Below are 16,275 nucleotides of genomic sequence, written 5' to 3' on the forward strand. Positions count from 1 at the left end.
GCAGGCCCACAGGATAGGCCCGCCTGCCGCGTCGGCCGCCTAGGGCCTGTCCGTCGTGATCGTCCAGGCGCGGGTGGTCACCCACTCGACGCGCCACACGGCCGCCCGTCCCGTGACGTCGCCGGCCTGCTCGGGCACGTACACCGGAGCACCGGCTTCCCGGGGCAGCAGTCGCAGCGTCAGGCCGTGGGTGCGCAGGGCTTCGGAGGGGAGCCGGTCGAGACCGAGGTCCCAGACGCGGCCGGAGAAGAACTGATCGGCGACGAGGGTGTCCCCGACGTACGCGCGGCCCACGTCGCCCGTCCAGTGAAAGCGCAGGAGGGTGCCGGACGGTTCACGCAGCAGCTCGTCCGGGACCTCCACGCGGTACTCGGCCGCGGAGGCCGTGAAGTGCTCGTCCGCCGGTGCGCTCGCCCGGCCCAGCGGGCCCTTCGTGAGCGCGGGCGGCGGTCCCGCGGGGCGCACCAGGGTGGCGGCCAGCGCGGTGTCCTCGGCGTCGACCCCTTCGGCGATCGTGCAGCGGGTGAACGGGCCGTCGGCCGTCGTCGACAGCGGAGTGCCGGCCACCGCCAACACCCCTTCCGGTGCGGGGAGTACGGCGAAGGAGGGTCGCGTCGCCGAGCTGTGCACGCGAAGTCCGCCCTGGTCGAAGACGACCCCGTCCGGGCAGAGCACCAGCCGCTCGGCGCCCCAGGCCGTGCCCCGGTAGGCGGTGCGCGCGCTGTCGGCGTCGAGCACGAGCAGGCCGATGTCGTCGCCGTCCGCGGTCTTCACCTGGACCAGGGCGTCGGTGCCCGGGCGCAGACCGGTGATCAGGATCCGGTCGCCGGCCCCGGTGACCTCGCCGGAGGGGGTGTCGACGGACGCGACCGTGCCTGCGTCCAGGGCGAGTTCGACCGGAATGCCGTCGGTGGCGGCCAGCACCAGGACCGTACGCCCGTCGTCCTGGACCCGGCACACCGGTTGGGCGGTGGCCCAGTCGAGCCGCAGACCGGCCACGTCCAGACGCAGCGGCCAGCAGAAGTACGCGCCGGTCGGGACGGTGACCGGGGCGCTGGGCAACGTCAGGGCGGGAGCGTCGGGGAAGCCGACCGTGAAGGTCGTGCCGGGGTGGGCTGGCAGCGGTTCGTGCGGCTGGTGGTTGTTGACGAACAGGAAGCCGCAGGCGCCGTCGCCGCGTACGGCCCAGCGCAGGGTGTCCCGGTCGGACTGGGAGACGGGCTGCCGCTCGGGCAGCACGGACTCCATGGGGGCGATCAGGTCGCCGAAGTCGGCCAGCAGCAGGTGCTGGAGGCGCAGTGTGTGGTACGAGGGCCGGACCTGGCCGTACTCGCCCAGCGGAGCCTGGAAGTCGTAGGTGAGGCCGGGCAGGTCGTTGGGGTAGCCGGTGGCGTGGGACTCCTGGAGCGTGGTGAGTTCACCCGCCGGGTTCGTGCCGCCGTGGAACATGTAGTAGCCCTGCCAGACCGAACCGCAGCCGATCTTGGTGAGGCCGAGCGCCCCGATGTCGTCGGGCTCGACGCGCGGCCTGCGGTGGTAGGCGACGGCCATGCCGCCGCCGAGCTCGCAGGTGGCCCAGGGAAAGCGGTCCGTGGGCGTGGGGTCGCCGCCGCGTACGGTCGTCGGGCGCAGGTCGGCGCCGATGCCCTCGTCGTCGCGCTGGTGGGTGAAGAAGAAGTGCTTGCGGCAGGTGTCCGGCCAGCCACCGTCCGCCTCCGTCCAGAACGTCTCGGTGTAGCCGCCGTACAGCGGGAGCAGTTCGTCGGGCGGCAGTCGGACTCCGCCCCACGCCGTGGACGTCCACAGCGGTGCGCTCAGACCCGCCTCCTGGGCCATCCGCTTCAGGGTGAGGAGGTGGCCGGGCTGGTCGTAGAGCTCGTTCTCGATCTGGATCGCGACGATCGGACCGCCGTGCGCCCGGTCCAGTCCGCGCAGCTGTCGCGCGATCGCCGTGAACCAGCCGCGTACGGGCTCCAGATAGGCGGGGTCGTCGGTGCGGGGCGCGCGGGTGCGGGCGAGCAGCCAGTCCGGGAAGCCGCCGTTGCGGACCTCCGCGTGGCACCAGGGGCCGATGCGCGGGATGAAGTCCAGGCCGTGCCGGGCGCACAACTCGGCGAAGCGCCGCAGATCGCGGTCGCCGTCGAAGCGGACGCGGCCCTCGATCTCCTCGTGGTGGATCCAGACGACGTAACTGGCGACGACGGTGACCCCGCCCGCCTTCATCTTCAGCAGCTCCTCCTCCCAGTCCCGGGCCGGGTAGCGCGCGTAGTGGAACTCACCGGAGACCGGGAACCACGGGCGGCCGCCGCGCGTGAGGTAGCGGCTGGTCACCTCGATGGGGTCGGGCGCCCCCGGGGCGTCGGTGAAGGGGAGATGGCCGGTCAGGGGCGGTGCGGGGGGCGCGGGGACGCGCAGGAGATGCGGCATCGGGACTTCTCCGGTCCGGGTTGGGGGCGGGCGTCGGTTTCGGCGGGGTGCGGCGCGGTGCGGGTGCGACGGGGTGTGGGCTCGGTGGGGTGCGGTCACTCGTCCCCAGTTCCGGTCCCAGTCCCGGTCCGTTCCCGGTCCCGCTCTCGAGCTTGGGGCTTGGGGCTTGGGGCTTGGGAGCGTTCCCAGACTCAGTGATGTTATCGGTAACATCGGGCGCGTCAAGGGACTTTGGGGCCGATGGCGGAACGGCCCCGGAAGGTCGTGGTCCGCGTCGCGCCGGACCTCCCGCGGGCCGGGCGACGCCCTCGCAAACACCGGGGCCAAGTGGCGTTCCGCCTGTTCCGGAGGCGTTCACGGCGAGGCCACGCCCGTGTCCCCGCGGCCTGGCTGAGTGGTTCCAGCAAGTGAATCGCTCGGAGGCACCGGAGGGTCGCCCCATGGCCGGAACCGAACCCGTATCCGCCGCCGTCAACCGTCGTCGATTTCTGCTCGCCTCGGGCGCCACGGCAGTGGCCGGCGTCGCCGGAACCAGCGCGGGGGCGCTTTTGCCGCGCCAGCGCCAACAGCCCGCCGTCGAGCCCGCCGCACGGACCGTCGCCCAGCTACCGCCCCGCAGTGCCCCCCGGGCGGCGCCGTACGCCCTGACCACCCTGGAGACGACGGCCCGCCTCGGCGGTGGCGCCCACACCGGCACCTACCGACGGATGGTCTCGGGCCCCGGCTGGCCCATGGTCGTCCGTAAGGAGCTCGCCGCGCCCGGTGCCGGGCGCCAGGACCGGCGTACCCCGCTCGCGTGCTTCGTACAGTTCACCGACCTCCATCTCGCCGACGTGCAGAACCCGCTGCGCACCGAGTTCCTGCGCTCGCGCGGGGCCTCGTCGTGGCGGGCGCAGGAGGCGCTGACGGTGGCCGGGGCGGTCGCGCTCGTCGAGCAGGTGAACGCGCTCGGCGGTGGACCGAACACCAGGCTGCGCCCCGCTTTCGTGATGACCACGGGCGACAACGTCGACAACAACTCCGCGATCGAGCTGGAGTGGTTCCTGACCGTGATGAGCGGTGGCCGGATCACGCCGAACACCGGTGACCCGCGGGCGTACGAAGGCGCCCAGAACTCCGGTCTCCCCCTGTACTGGCACCCCGGTGACCCCCACCTGCGCGACCTGGACAAGCGGCGCGGGCTGCCTCTGATCCCCGGCTTCCTCGCCGCGGTCACCCGCCCGATCACCAGCCCGGGGCTGCGCATCCCCTGGTACTCCACGGTCGGCAACCACGACGACCTTCCCGGCGGCTGCCTGTCGCCCGCGCTGAACGACTTCGCCGTCGGGTCCCGCAAACTGCTGTCGGTGTCCGCCGCGGACGCGGCCGCCTACGCCAAGGCGCTCGGGTCGGGCGACGATCCGAAGAGCGAGGTGCTCAAGGCGATCCTGACCAGGAACGCGGCCTCGGCGCGGACCGTGACCGCCGACGAGCGGCGCCGGCTGTGCACCCCGCACGACTATCTGGCCGCGCATCTCGACCCCGCTCACGCCGGCGCCGGTCCGGTCGGCCACGGCTACACCCAGGACAACCTGGACGGGGAGCGGATGTACTACTCCTTCAAGGTGGCCGAGAACGTCCTCGGTATCAGCATCGACACGACGTACCGCAGCGGCCACTACGAGGGTTCACTCGGCAGCGACCAACTCCGCTGGCTGGAAAGGACCCTGGCCGCGCACAGCTCCCGGTCCTACGACGCGGACGGCCGGCTCGTCCGCAACACCGGGGCCGACGACGCCCACATCCTGGTCTTCAGCCACCACCACAGCCCCAGCATGACCCGCCGTCCCGACGCCGCCCGCACGGACGAGCCGCGCCACGACGGAGCGGAGGTCATCGCCCTGCTCAGCCGGTTCCCGAACGTGGTGGCCTGGATCAACGGGCACAGTCACGTCAACCGGATCACGCCGCACGCGCACGCGACGCCCGCCCGCTCCTTCTGGGAGGTCAACACCGCCTCCCACGTGGACTATCCGCACCACGCCCGGCTGATCGAGCTGACCGACAACGGGGACGGGACGGTGTCCCTGTTCACCACCCTCGTCGAGTCCGCCGCGCCGCACCGCACCGCACGGGGCTTTGACGACCTGTCGGCGGTGGGACTCGCCTCCCTGTACCGGGAGGTGGCCTACAACGCTCCTGGCCTCGCCGACAGCATGAAGGGCGGCGTCCAGGAGGGCTGGGCGGGCGGTGCGGGGGACCGCAACGCGGAACTGGTGGTGGCCGGAGGCCCGGCGGCGGCATGACCCACCCTCGCTGCGGGGTCCGTGCTGCGGTTCCGACTGCGGTCCCCGCGGCGCCCCCTACTGCGCTCGCTGCTGAGGTCCCCGCGGCGCTCCCTGGCTGTGGTCCCTTCGGTTGTTGTCGGGGTGTCGGTGGTTCTTGTTCATTTCATTGACACGAGTCACCGGCGGTCATAGTTTTCGCGCCGTACCCGTGCTGTGTGACGGCGTGTCACGTCCGGCTGATGCCTGGTGTGTTCAAGGGCCGAACGCGGCCGTTGTCGTCGGCGCGTGTACCCGCGGTTCACGACGGCGTGTCCGCGCACCGAAGGAGTGACGGCTCATGTCCCACGCTGCTTCCGATGGGTTCTCCCGGCGTTCGACCCTGCGTCTGCTCGGCGGCGCCATCGCGGTCGCCGCGGCGGCCACCACCGCCGGCCCCGTTCCGCTCGCCCGGGCGGAGTCCAGATCCGGCGCCGGCCCTCGCGTAGAGGGTCTGATAGTCAAACTCACCCTTGACGAGAAGATCTCCCTGCTGCACGGCGCCACCGACCCCGCCTCGCTCGGCCAGGCCGGATACATACCTGGAGTACCCCGCCTCGGCATCCCCCCGCTCCGCCTGGCCGACGGCCCCGCCGGAGTCCGTGTCACCCGGCACGCCACCGCCCTGCCCGCCCCGGTGCTTCTCGCCTCGGCCTTCGACCCCGGCCTGGCCCGCCGCTACGGGCAGGTCATCGGGCGCGAGGGCCGTGCCCTCGGCCAGGACGTGCTGCTCTCCCCGATGGTCAACCTCATCCGCACCCCGTACGCGGGCCGCAACTTCGAGACCTTCAGCGAGGACCCGCTGCTCGCCGGCGACCTGGTCGCGGCCGAGATCCGCGGCATCCAGGGCGAGGGACTCATCGCGACCGTCAAGCACTTCGCGCTGAACAACCAGGAGCAGGACCGCATGTCCATCGACGTGCGGGCCGACGAGCAGACCATGCACGAGGTCGAACTGCGCGGCTTCGAGGCGGCCGTCGCCGCCCGCACCGGCGCGGTCATGGGCGCGTACAACAAGGTCAACGGCACCTTCGCCTGCGAGAACAAGACGCTCCTCACCGACATCCTGCGCGAGCGGTGGGGCTTCGGCGGCTGGGTGATGACCGACTGGTTCGCGGCGCACAGCACCGTCACCGCCCTCACCGCGGGCCTCGACATGGAGATGCCGGACGGGACGTACTTCGGGGCCGCCCTGAAGACGGCCGTGCAGAGCGGAGCCGTGGCCGAGTCCTACGTCGACCGGGCCGTACGCCGCGTCCTCGCCGTGATGGACCGCTTCGGGCTGCTCGACGGCAGCGTCCCGCCCCGTCCCGCCCGTGACCCGAAGGCGGGCGCGGCCGTCGCCCTGGAGGTCGCCAAGGCGGGCGCGACGCTCCTGCGCAACGAACGGCACGCACTGCCCCTGACCGGCGCCGCCGCCCGCAGCATCGCCGTCGTCGGCCCCACCGGCTCCCTGCCGTTCATCAGCGGCGGCGGCAGCGCGCACGTCGTCCCGGACCACGCCGACAGCCCGCTCGACGCCATCCGCTCCCGCGCGGGAGGCGGCGCCCGGGTGTCGTACGCGCTCGGTGAGGACCTGTTCGGCAAGGCGATCCCCGACGGGGCGCTGACCGCGGGCATCGACACCGAGGGCCAGCGTGTCGCCGCCGGAGGGGCCTGGACGTACACGGGGACCCTCACCGTCGCGGACGCCGACGAGTGGACGTTCGTCATCCACTACTCCGGCATCCGGCCCACGGTGCTCGTCGACGGCGTCGAGCTCTTCCCGCCGCTGCCCGGCTTCGGCGAGTACTTCAGCGGCGGGCTGGTCTCCGCGGCGCCCGACGGACTCGCCGTACGCCGCAAGGCCCTGAACCTCTCCCGGGGCGCGCACCAGGTCTCCGTCACCGCCCAGGGCGCAGACACGGGACAGCTGTTCCGGCTGCGGCGCATCACCGGCGCGACCCGCGCGCAGGACGTCGCCGAGGCGGTCGACGCCGCGCGCGCCGCCCACAGCGTCGTCCTCTTCGCCTACGAGGACGCCACCGAGGGCCTGGACCGCGGCACCCTCGCGCTGCCCGGCAACCAGGAGCGGCTGATCAAGGCCGTCGCCGCGGCCAACCCCCGGACGGCCGTCGTCCTCAACACCTCCTCCTCGACCTCGATGCCCTGGCTGGAGGGCACGGCCGCCGTGCTCCAGATGTACTACCCGGGCCAGGAGGGCGCGGCCGCCACCGCCGCCGTCCTGTTCGGCGACTGCGATCCCGGCGGCCGGCTCACCCAGTCCTTCGCGGTCGACGACGCCCACCACCCGGTCGCCGGCGACCCGCACCGCTATCCCGGCGTGAACGGCGCCGAGGAGTACTCGGAGGGGATCCACGTCGGCTACCGCTGGTACGACGCGCAGGGCGTGCGTCCGCTGTTCCCCTTCGGGCACGGACTCTCGTACACCTCGTTCGCGTACGAGGATCTGCGGGTCCGGGGGAGAGAGGTGGGCTTCACCGTGCGCAACACCGGGCGGCGCGACGGTGTCGAGGTGGCGCAGGTCTACCTGGGGCCGTCGCCCGATCTCCGGCTCGACCAGGCCGTACGGGTGCTGGCCGGGTACCGGAGGCTGACGCTGCGGGCGGGGGAGCGGCGACGGGTGACGGTGCGCCTCGACCCGCGCACGCTGTCGTCCTGGGACACGGGGCGGCACGACTGGGTCCTGGGCACCGGTCGGCGCGCGGTGTGGGTGGGGTCGTCGTCGCGGGACCTGCGGCTGCGCGGCAGTGTGGGGGTGGGCGCGTGAACAGGGGGCGGATCGTCCGGTCCGGCCGCCTGCGCGCGCTGGTGGTGGGGGCGACGGTCTTCGCCGCCGCGCTCGCCGCCCCGACCCCGGCGCCGGCCCTTGCCGCGCCGGCCCCGGCGCACGCCGCGCAGGGCCCGACCGTCGTGCGCACCGCCGCCGGCCTGGTCCGGGGTGAAGTCACCGCCGAGGGACGCCAGTTCCTCGGCATCCCGTACGCACAGCCGCCCGTCGGCGCTCTCCGCTGGAAGAACCCGGAGCCGGTCGCACCCTGGCGCGGTGTGCGCACCGCACGGGACTTCGGCAACCGGTGCGTGCAGACGGCCAGTTGGGACCCCGGCTACGAGCAGCCCAGCCACACCGAGGACTGCCTCGACCTCAATGTGTACGTCCCCGAAGGCGCCGGAAGCCGGCCGGTGCTGGTCTGGCTGCACGGCGGCGGGCTCACCGCGGGCGCGGGCGAGGACATCGTGCCCGACACCTTCGCCCGCCAGACCGGCACGATCGTCGTGACCGTCAACTACCGCCTCGGCGCCATGGGATTCCTCGCCACGGCCGGACTCGACGGCGAGGCACTCGACGGGGTCTCGGGCAACTTCGGCATGCTCGACCAACAGGCCGCACTGCGCTGGGTGCGCGCCGACATCGGCCGCTTCGGCGGTGATCCCGACCGCGTCACCGTCGCGGGCGAGTCGGCGGGCGGCCGCTCGGTCTGCACCCAGCTGGCCTCGCCGACCTCGAAGGGCCTGTACCGGGCGGGGATCGTCGAGAGCGGCGGCTACGGGAACTGCGCGGCGCGCACCCACGAGGCGGCCGTGACCGCCGGGGCGGCCTTCGCGCGCAAGGTGGGCTGCGCCGATCTGTCGGCGGCGTGTCTGCGCGGTAAGTCGTCCGCGGAGATCCTCGCCGCCCAGGGCGGATTCGACTGGGGGCCCGTCGTGGGCGGCGCCTTCCTGCCGGTACAGCCCTTCGAGGCGTACGCGAAGGGGGCCGCGGCCCGTGTCCCCGTGCTGAACGGGGCGAACGAGGACGAGGGGCGGCTGTTCGCGTTCGCCCGGTTCGACAATGCCGGTACCCCGCTCACCGCCGAGGGGTACCCGGCGGTCGTGAAGGAGGCCTGGGGCGCCGATCTGGGCGAGCGCGTGCTCGAGCGCTATCCGCTCGACGGTTACCCGTCGCCGACCCTCGCCTACGCCACCGCCTTCGGTGACTACCTCATGGCGTGTCCGGCGCTGCGGCTCGACGCGGTGCTCGCCGGGCGCGGGCCCGTGTACGCGTACGAGTTCGCCGACCGCACCTCGCCGCCGTTCGCCTCGCTGCGTGATCTCCATACGGGCTTCGACTTCGGGGCGACCCATGTGAACGAGGTGCAGTACCTCTTCAAGCACTTCGGGCTCATCACCCCGCTGAACGCGGAGCAGCGGGTGCTGTCGCGGCAGATGATCCAGTACTGGGGGTCCTTCGTCAGGGGCGGGGTGCCGCGGGCCGACGGGCAGCCCGCGATGCCCGGTGGGGGAGGTCCCGTGCTCTCGCTGCGGACGGTCTCCCGTGGCGGAAACATCGTGAGTACGACCGTCCACCGGGAGCATCGGTGCGACCTGTGGGACGCCGCCGCGCGAGGCTGAGCGGTAGGCTTCCCGGCGTGTGCCCGTTGTCGCGGGCGCACGCCGGGAAGTGTGCGATTCGGGAGGAACCGGCGTTGGACGTCCAGCATTGGCTCGAGACGGTGCCCGCGGTCAGCATCTATGCGCTGGTGGCCCTGGTCATCGGCCTGGAGAGCCTGGGCATCCCGTTGCCCGGTGAGATCATCCTGGTCTCGGCGGCGCTGCTGTCCTCGCAGCACTCGGGCATCAACCCCGTCGTCCTCGGGGCGTGCGCCAGCATCGGTGCGATCGTCGGCGACTCCATCGGCTATGCCATCGGCCGCAAGGGCGGGCGCCCCCTGCTGGCCTGGCTGGGAGCGAAGTTCCCCAGGCACTTCAGTGAGGGGCACGTCGCGACCGCCGAGCGGTCCTTCCAGAAGTGGGGCATGTGGGCCGTCTTCTTCGGCCGGTTCATCGCGCTGCTGCGGATCTTCGCCGGGCCGCTCGCGGGTGTGCTGAAGATGCCGTACTGGAAGTTCCTGATCGCCAATGTGCTGGGCGGGATCATCTGGGCCGGGGGCACCACCGCGGTCATCTACTACGTGGGTGTCGTCGCCGAGTCCTGGCTGAAGCGGTTCTCGTGGGTCGGGCTCGTGGTGGCCGTGCTGATCGGGCTCGCCTCGATGCTGATCGTGAAGCGCAAGGCGAAGAAGGCGGCGGCGGAGATCGAGACGGGGGAGCGGGAGCCGGTGGCGGCTGCCGAGTAGGTTTCCCCCGTCGTGTGTGTGCAGGTTGTGCATGGCTGAAGGGGCGCTTCAGCTCTCGTGTGCTGCCTTGTGCGTCTTTGCCAGGTCCACGTAGAAAGTGCCGTTCAGGGTGAGGCCCTGGCGTTCCTCCTCCGTCAGGGGGCGCTTGACCTTGGCGGGGACTCCGGCCACCAGGGAGCCCGGCGGGACCTGCATCCCCTGGGGGACCAGGGCCTGGGCCGCCACCAGGGAACCGGCGCCGATCACCGCGCCGTTGAGGACCGTGGCGCCCATGCCGATCAGGCAGTCGTCCTCGACCGTCGCGCCGTGCAGCACGGCGTTGTGGCCGACCGAGACGCGCTCGCCGACCGTGATCGGGAAGCCCGGGTCCACGTGCAGGGTGCAGTTGTCCTGGATGTTGCTGTCGGCGCCGACGACGATCGGACCGAAGTCGGCGCGCAGTACCGCGCCGTACCAGACGCTCGCGCCCGCGTGCAGGGTGACGTCCCCGATCACCACGGACGTCGGTGCCGTGAACGCTTCCGGGTCCACCTGCGGGTCCTTGCCGCCGATCCCCATGATCAGCGCCTGCTGCGTCATCAGCGTCTCCTCGTTGTCGTCGTCGTCGGTACAGCGGCACCGTATGTCATCGCTCCCGGCCCCGGTGGGGCGAAGATCACAGCGGTGATCTCTGCTGGGCCCAGGCCGCCCTGAGTACGGTGAGCGGGTGCCCAGCAACAGGAACGTGTTCTCATCATGGCGGCGCCGCCTCGCGCAGCGCGCCGTCCACGCGTGCTGGGCCTGGGTGCAGCGCACGGGTTCGGTGACGGCCGAGCGCCCTGGGCGGCTGCGCTTCGGCGCGATGGGAACGGGTACCAGACTCGCCTTCCCGCTCGGCACCGTCTTCGGTGAACCCTGGATCCACCTCGGCGCCCACTGCATCGTCGGCGAACAGGTCACCCTCACCGCCGGTCTGATGCCCGACCTCGACCTCGGCGCCGACCCGATCCTGCGCGTCGGCGACGGAGTCGTGCTCGGCCGCGGCAGCCACGTCATCGCCGACACGACGGTCACGATCGGCAGCGACTGCTACTTCGGGCCGTATGTGTACGTGACGTCCACGAACCACTCGTACGACGATCCGCACGTGCCCATCGGCAAGCAGTGGCCCCGGATGGAGCCGGTGGAGATCGGATCCGGCTGCTGGATCGGCACCGGGGCGGTGATCCTGCCGGGGGCGCGGATCGGGCGGAACGTCGTGGTGGCGGCCGGCGCGGTGGTGCGCGGCACGGTGCCGGACCACTCGGTCGTGGCGGGGGCTCCCGCCCGGGTCGTACGGCGCTGGGACGCGGCCTGTGGCTGGCAGCCGCCGCTGCGGACGCCCGCGCCGGTCCCGATTCCCGACGGGGTGACCCCGGAGCAACTGCTCGCGCTGTCGGAGCTGGACGAGGAGACCGTGGAGCGGCTGGCGGAGCTGGACGCCGAGTCGTCCTGAGGTCGATCGGCGCGGATCAGCCGGTGGCCAGCAGGACCGTGCCGACCAGCGCCAGGCCCGCGCCCGCGGCCTGGATTGCGCGCAGCCGTTCGCTGAGGAAGCCCCGTGCGGCGAGGGCCGTGACCACCGGATAGAGCGAGGCGAGGACGGCGGCCACCGTGACCGGGCCGTGCTGGGCGGCGACGGAGTACGTGCCGTTCGCCGCGACGTCCGCGAGGCCGACGAAGGCGAGCGCGGGCAGGGAGCGCCAGGGGAAGCCGCCCTCGGGCAGGGCGGCGGCGCCGCGCCGCACGGAGACGAGGAGCGCCGCGCCGCCGGTGGCGACGTTGGTCAGGCGCTGCACGAACAGCGCGAGGAACAGCCCGGTCACCGACGAGGACGCCTCCGCGATCAGCACGAACACCGTGCCGAAGCCGAGCGCGGCGATCAGTGCGAGGAGGACCGCCTGTCGCTGCACGGCGGCGCCTCTCAACTGGGGCCCGCCGGCGAGTACGACGCCCACGACGGCGACCGCGATCCCCGCCACCTGCGTCAGCCCGGGGCGCTCCCCGAGGAGGATTCCCACGGTGATGGGGACGGCCACGGCCAGGGAGCCGAGTGGGGAGACGACGCCCATCGGGCCCAGGGCGAGCGCCTTGTAGAAGGAGAGCAGCGCGACCGGTCCCACGAGTCCGGCGGCGAACGCGAACCACAGCTGCGGTCCCGCCGCGCTCCAGCCGCCGGTCACGACCACGATCGCGCCCAGTACCACCGCCGCGATCGACTGCGAGACGACGACCACGGTGAGCGCGGGCGTACGCCGGGTCAGCAGTCCTCCGCCGAAGTCGGCCAGGCCCCACAGGAGGCTGGTGGCCAGGGCGAAGAGCGCTGTCAGTGCCGTCATCGGGCCCCTCGCAGTACAGTTCAGTGAACGATCAGGTGCACCACAGCATAGTTCATTCTGTTGAACTCTGTAATCTAGAATATTGGACACGGACTCATGGACGGAATGTGTCGGATCTCGACCTGCTGACCCAGTCGCTGGCGCGCAACGTCAAGCGCTGGCGCACCGAGCGCGGCTTCACCCTGGACGTGCTCGCCGGCCGCGCCGGAGTCAGCCGCGGCATGCTCATCCAGATCGAGCAGGCCAGGACCAACCCCAGCATCGGTACCGTCGTGAAGATCGGTGACGCGCTCGGCGTCAGCATCACGACCCTCCTCGACTACGAGCAGGGCCCCAAGGTCCGGATCGTCCCGGCCGAGCAGGCCGTACGGCTGTGGCACACGGACGCGGGCAGCTACAACCGCCTCCTCGCCGGTACCGAGGCGCCCGGACCGCTGGAGATGTGGGACTGGCGGCTCATGCCCGGCGACGGCAGCCCCTCGGACCCGCACCCCACGGGGACGGTCGAACTCGTCCACGTCATGGCGGGCGACCTCACCCTCGTCGTCGACGGGACCGACTACCGCGTCCCCGAGGGCGCGAGCGTGTCCTTCGAGGCCAACACCCCCCACACGTACGCCAACAAGGGCGACGTGCCGGTGGAGATGGTCATGGCGGTGTCGGTCCCGCTCGTGCACTGAGACGCCCCACCGGGCGGAGCGGAGCGGCTGTTAGCGTGCCGCCATGCGCGCTCCCATCGGACACTTCGACCACGCCACGGCCGCCCCCGACTGCCTCGACGAGCTCACCCGCCCGGTCGCGGACGGTGTACGACACTGGCGCGGTACCGTCCCCGCCGACCAGATCGTGTACGTCGACACGGACCCCGAGTGGGCCGACACCGCGACCTTCGTCGAGCACTACGGCAAGGAACTGCTGGACCAGTCCGCCAACTGCGTGGTCGTCGCGGGCAAGCGCGGCGGCGAGACCACACTCGCCGCCTGCGTGGTCCTCTCCGCCACCCGCATCGACGTCAACGGCGTCGTACGCCGCCAACTCGGCGCCCGCAAGGCCTCGTTCGCCCCGATGGACACCGCCACCGGCGAGAGCGGCATGGAGTACGGCGGTATCACCCCGATCGGGCTGCCCGGCGACTGGCCGGTGCTGGTGGACTCGGCGGTCGTCGAGCTGCCGTACGTCCTGGTGGGCAGTGGCCGGCGGCGCGGGAAGCTGCTGGTTCCGGGCAAGGCGTTCGCCGAACTGCCGAACGCGGTGGTGCTGGAGGGGCTGGGCATCGCCTGACCGGACAGGTCCTAGGCGACCATGTGATGCGCCAGCGCCAGGTGCGGGTCCGTCTCGCCCGGCGCGGGGGCCGGATCGGCGTGCACGAGGGCCGCGGTGAGCTTCGGTACGGCGTGCAGCAGGGCGTGTTCGGCCTCGACGGCGATCCGGTGCGCCTGTCGCACACTCGCCTCGCCGTCCACCACGACCGCCACCTCGGCGCGCAGCCGGTGCCCGATCCAGCGCAGCCGCAGCTCACCCACCCCGTGCACGCCGGGGATCTCCCGCAGGGCCCGTTCCGCCGAGTCGACCAACTCCGGGTCCACGGCGTCCATCACACGCCGGAAGACCTCGCGGGCCGCGTCGCGCAGCACCAGCAGGATCGCGGCCGTGATCGCCAGGCCCACCAGCGGGTCGGCGAGTTGCCACCCCAGTGCCGCGCCGCCCGCCCCCACCAGCACCGCGAGTGACGTGAATCCGTCCGTACGGGCATGGAGGCCGTCCGCGACGAGGGCGGCCGAGCCGATCTCACGCCCGACCCGGATGCGGTGCCGGGCGACCCACTCGTTGCCGAGGAAGCCGATCACCGCGGCCGCCGCGACGACCGGGATGTGGTGCAGAGGACGCGGGTCGATCAGCCGCTCGAGCGCGGTCCAGGCCGCGAAGGCACCGGACGCGGCGATCGTCAGCACGATCACGATGCCCGCGAGGTCCTCCGCCCGGCCGTAGCCGTAGGTGAAGCGCCGCGTCGCCGCGCGCCGGCCCAGCACGAACGCGATGCCGAGGGGGACGGCCGTGAGCGCGTCGGCGGCGTTGTGCACCGTGTCGCCGAGCAGCGCGACCGATCCGGAGACCACGACCACCACCGCCTGCGCCACAGCGGTGGTACCGAGGACGACGAGGGACACCCACAGGGCCCGCATACCGCGCGCCGAGGACTCCAGCGCGGAGTCGAGCTTGTCGCCGGTCTCGTGGGAGTGGGGGGTGAGGAGGTGACGGAGACGGGAGAGGGGCCCGGAAGAGGTGCTGTGGGTGTGGGGGTGCGGATGGGGATGAGACTGCGGGTGGTCGTCGTGCCCCGAGCGGTCGTGGCTGTGGCCGTGACCGTGGTCATGGCCGTGGTCAGGGCCGTGGGGCGTGCCGTGATCGTGGGAGTGGCCGCGACCGCCGCTGTGGTCGTGGTCGTGGCCGTGCTCGTGGTGCAGGTCGCTCACGGGAGTCCCCTTCCGGTGCGCGGGAGTGGACGTGTCGGCGTCCATGGGGCCATTATGTGCGTATGAGCGCACGCATGCACCTATCACCTGCGCATGATGCGCATCCGCGAACTCCCGGCGAGGAACAGTTCGTGCTCGCCGCCGAACTCCTCGCCCTCCTGGGCGACCGCACCCGGCTCGCCCTCCTGCACGCGCTGACCGGCCGAGAGGCCGATGTCACGACGCTCACCGAGGTGTGCGGGGCCGCGCGCCCGGCCGTCAGCCAGCATCTGGCCCGGCTGCGTCTCGCCGGTCTGGTGAACACCCGGAAGGAGGGCCGCCGGGTCATCTACTCACTCGGTGACGGCCATCTGCGCCGGGTGGTCGACGAGGCGCTGAACCTGGCCGACCACCGCCTCACCGATCGCCCGTCGCACGACTGAGCGAACCCCGCCGCGTTCAGTGACCGGTGTCGTCCTCGCCCGCCTCCAGCAGGTTCGCCGCCGCGCCCACGATGCTCGGGTCCGGGCTGCCGACGACCTCTTCGTCCTTGTCCGTGTAGGAGAAGCGGGCCAGGACGCTGCGCATCGCCTCGACGCGCGCCCGCTTCTTGTCGTTGCTCTTCACCACGGTCCAGGGGGCCTGTTCGGTGTCCGTCTCGCGGAACATGGAGACCTTGGCGGCGGTGTAGTCCTCCCAGCGGTCCAGGGAAGCCAGGTCCATGGGGCTGAGCTTCCACTGTCGTACGGGATCGACCTGGCGGATCGTGAAACGGGTGCGCTGCTCGCCCTGCGACACGGAGAACCAGAACTTGATCAGGTCCACCCCGTCGTCGACGAGCATCCGCTCGAAGGCGGGCGCCTGCCGCATGAAGCGGCGGTACTCGTCGTCCGTGCAGAAGCCCATCACGCGCTCGACGCCGGCCCGGTTGTACCAGGACCGGTCGAACATCACGATCTCGCCCGCGGTCGGCAGATGCTCCGCGTACCGCTGGAAGTACCACTGGCCGCGCTCGCGCTCGGTCGGCTTCTCCAGCGCCACCACCCGGGCACCGCGCGGGTTGAGATGCTCGGTGAACCGCTTGATCGTGCCGCCCTTGCCTGCCGCGTCACGTCCCTCGAAGACGATGACCAGTCGACGGCCTGTCGCCTTGATCCAACTCTGCAGCTTCAGCAGTTCTATCTGCTGGAGGCGTTTGTGCCACTCGTACTCCTTGCGCTCCATGCGCTCGTGGTACGGGTAGTTCTCACGCCAGGTCTCGACCGGACTGCCGTCCGACCGGATCAGTACCGGGTCGTCATGGTCGCTGTAATCGACGGTCAAACCCGTCAGCAATGGTGTCATCGCGGCCTCCCCGGCTTCATTTCAGTGGAACTGCGGCACGATCAGGTAAATTCCGTACGCGACGACCGCCGCGCAGGCCAGGAAACACAGTCCGGCCTGTGCGAAACCGAGGGCGTGGGTGCCGTCGGCGTCCTTCTCACGTGCCGCCTCGGCCTGGGAGACACCCAGCACGCCGAGCGCGAAGACGACCACCACTCCGACAGTGACGGCGATGCTCACCGCGGTGACCTCGCCCAGTGCGGTCCAGTCCACATGCATCGTACGACTTCCCCTT

General features: G+C 71.9%; 14 protein-coding genes. 8 read left to right on the top strand and 6 right to left on the bottom strand.

The genetic code is table 11. The features are described 5' to 3' along the window. Positions 1–39: 39 nt before the first annotated feature. Positions 40–2,427 (bottom strand): beta-galactosidase, encoded by a 2,388-nt coding sequence (locus ACZ69M_RS37775; RefSeq protein ID WP_470057162.1) that lies wholly within the window; start codon positions 2,425–2,427, stop codon positions 40–42. Between the two features lie 440 nt (positions 2,428–2,867). Between ACZ69M_RS37775 and ACZ69M_RS37780 the strand changes: the two genes are divergently transcribed. From ACZ69M_RS37780 to ACZ69M_RS37795, 4 genes are all read left to right on the top strand, one after another. Then, the gene (locus tag ACZ69M_RS37780) at positions 2,868–4,712 is read left to right on the top strand and encodes a TIGR03767 family metallophosphoesterase (protein WP_470057164.1); all 1,845 of its coding nucleotides are present in this window, start codon (positions 2,868–2,870) and stop codon (positions 4,710–4,712) included. Positions 4,713–5,031: 319 nt separating this feature from the next. Beyond that, a complete protein-coding gene (locus tag ACZ69M_RS37785) occupies positions 5,032–7,500 on the top strand; it encodes a beta-glucosidase (protein WP_470057166.1) in 2,469 nt (822 codons plus the stop codon). Then, positions 7,497–9,122: a carboxylesterase/lipase family protein gene (locus tag ACZ69M_RS37790; RefSeq protein ID WP_470057168.1), complete on the top strand. Its 1,626-nt coding sequence runs from the start codon at positions 7,497–7,499 to the stop codon at positions 9,120–9,122. Before ACZ69M_RS37785 ends, ACZ69M_RS37790 begins: the two co-directional genes overlap by 4 nt. Positions 9,123–9,196: 74 nt before the next feature. Beyond that, a complete protein-coding gene (locus ACZ69M_RS37795; RefSeq protein ID WP_067378970.1) occupies positions 9,197–9,847 on the top strand; it encodes a DedA family protein in 651 nt (216 codons plus the stop codon). A 48-nt stretch (positions 9,848–9,895) separates the two neighbouring features. Here ACZ69M_RS37795 and ACZ69M_RS37800 read toward each other — a convergent pair whose 3' ends face one another. Continuing rightward, entirely contained in the window at positions 9,896–10,426 is a 531-nt protein-coding gene (locus ACZ69M_RS37800) for a gamma carbonic anhydrase family protein (protein ID WP_470057170.1), read from the bottom strand. A 127-nt stretch (positions 10,427–10,553) separates the two neighbouring features. Here ACZ69M_RS37800 and ACZ69M_RS37805 point away from each other — a divergent pair, with 127 nt between their 5' ends. Continuing rightward, on the top strand, positions 10,554–11,321 hold the full coding sequence (locus tag ACZ69M_RS37805; protein WP_470057172.1) for an acyltransferase: 768 nt from the start codon (positions 10,554–10,556) through the stop codon (positions 11,319–11,321). Positions 11,322–11,337: 16 nt separating this feature from the next. On the opposite strand, the gene ACZ69M_RS37810 is transcribed toward ACZ69M_RS37805, so the two are convergent. After that, positions 11,338–12,195 (bottom strand): EamA family transporter, encoded by an 858-nt coding sequence (locus ACZ69M_RS37810; RefSeq protein WP_470057407.1) that lies wholly within the window; start codon positions 12,193–12,195, stop codon positions 11,338–11,340. A gap of 116 nt (positions 12,196–12,311) precedes the next feature. On the opposite strand from ACZ69M_RS37810, the gene ACZ69M_RS37815 reads away from it, so the two are divergent. Beyond that, on the top strand, positions 12,312–12,884 hold the full coding sequence (locus ACZ69M_RS37815) for a helix-turn-helix domain-containing protein (protein ID WP_054229045.1): 573 nt from the start codon (positions 12,312–12,314) through the stop codon (positions 12,882–12,884). A gap of 43 nt (positions 12,885–12,927) precedes the next feature. After that, complete coding sequence (locus tag ACZ69M_RS37820) at positions 12,928–13,485, top strand: YbaK/EbsC family protein (RefSeq protein WP_470057174.1); 558 nt, start codon at positions 12,928–12,930, stop codon at positions 13,483–13,485. An 11-nt stretch (positions 13,486–13,496) separates the two neighbouring features. Here ACZ69M_RS37820 and ACZ69M_RS37825 read toward each other — a convergent pair whose 3' ends face one another. After that, positions 13,497–14,723 carry a cation diffusion facilitator family transporter gene (locus ACZ69M_RS37825; protein WP_470057176.1) on the bottom strand — a complete coding sequence of 409 codons (1,227 nt, stop codon included), beginning with the start codon at positions 14,721–14,723 and terminating at the stop codon, positions 13,497–13,499. Between the two features lie 17 nt (positions 14,724–14,740). Here ACZ69M_RS37825 and ACZ69M_RS37830 point away from each other — a divergent pair, with 17 nt between their 5' ends. Further along, complete coding sequence (locus ACZ69M_RS37830; protein WP_470057178.1) at positions 14,741–15,100, top strand: ArsR/SmtB family transcription factor; 360 nt, start codon at positions 14,741–14,743, stop codon at positions 15,098–15,100. Between the two features lie 16 nt (positions 15,101–15,116). On the opposite strand, the gene ppk2 is transcribed toward ACZ69M_RS37830, so the two are convergent. Both ppk2 and ACZ69M_RS37840 read right to left on the bottom strand, forming a co-directional pair. Beyond that, a complete protein-coding gene (ppk2, locus tag ACZ69M_RS37835) occupies positions 15,117–16,001 on the bottom strand; it encodes a polyphosphate kinase 2 (RefSeq protein ID WP_470057180.1) in 885 nt (294 codons plus the stop codon). 21 nt (positions 16,002–16,022) lie between these two features. Then, a complete protein-coding gene (locus tag ACZ69M_RS37840) occupies positions 16,023–16,259 on the bottom strand; it encodes a hypothetical protein (protein WP_470057182.1) in 237 nt (78 codons plus the stop codon). Positions 16,260–16,275 lie beyond the last annotated feature (16 nt).

Source organism: Streptomyces sp. NPDC107454, assembly GCF_055582885.1.

Coding starts and splice junctions, on each gene's coding strand:
- ACZ69M_RS37825 (WP_470057176.1), bottom strand. CDS start 14,723: ATGGACGCCGACACGTCCACTCCCGCGCACCGGAAGGGGACTCCCGTG.
- ACZ69M_RS37830 (WP_470057178.1), top strand. CDS start 14,741: ATGAGCGCACGCATGCACCTATCACCTGCGCATGATGCGCATCCGCGA.
- ACZ69M_RS37840 (WP_470057182.1), bottom strand. CDS start 16,259: ATGCATGTGGACTGGACCGCACTGGGCGAGGTCACCGCGGTGAGCATC.
- ACZ69M_RS37785 (WP_470057166.1), top strand. CDS start 5,032: ATGTCCCACGCTGCTTCCGATGGGTTCTCCCGGCGTTCGACCCTGCGT.
- ppk2 (WP_470057180.1), bottom strand. CDS start 16,001: ATGACACCATTGCTGACGGGTTTGACCGTCGATTACAGCGACCATGAC.
- ACZ69M_RS37800 (WP_470057170.1), bottom strand. CDS start 10,426: ATGACGCAGCAGGCGCTGATCATGGGGATCGGCGGCAAGGACCCGCAG.
- ACZ69M_RS37780 (WP_470057164.1), top strand. CDS start 2,868: ATGGCCGGAACCGAACCCGTATCCGCCGCCGTCAACCGTCGTCGATTT.
- ACZ69M_RS37820 (WP_470057174.1), top strand. CDS start 12,928: ATGCGCGCTCCCATCGGACACTTCGACCACGCCACGGCCGCCCCCGAC.
- ACZ69M_RS37775 (WP_470057162.1), bottom strand. CDS start 2,427: ATGCCGCATCTCCTGCGCGTCCCCGCGCCCCCCGCACCGCCCCTGACC.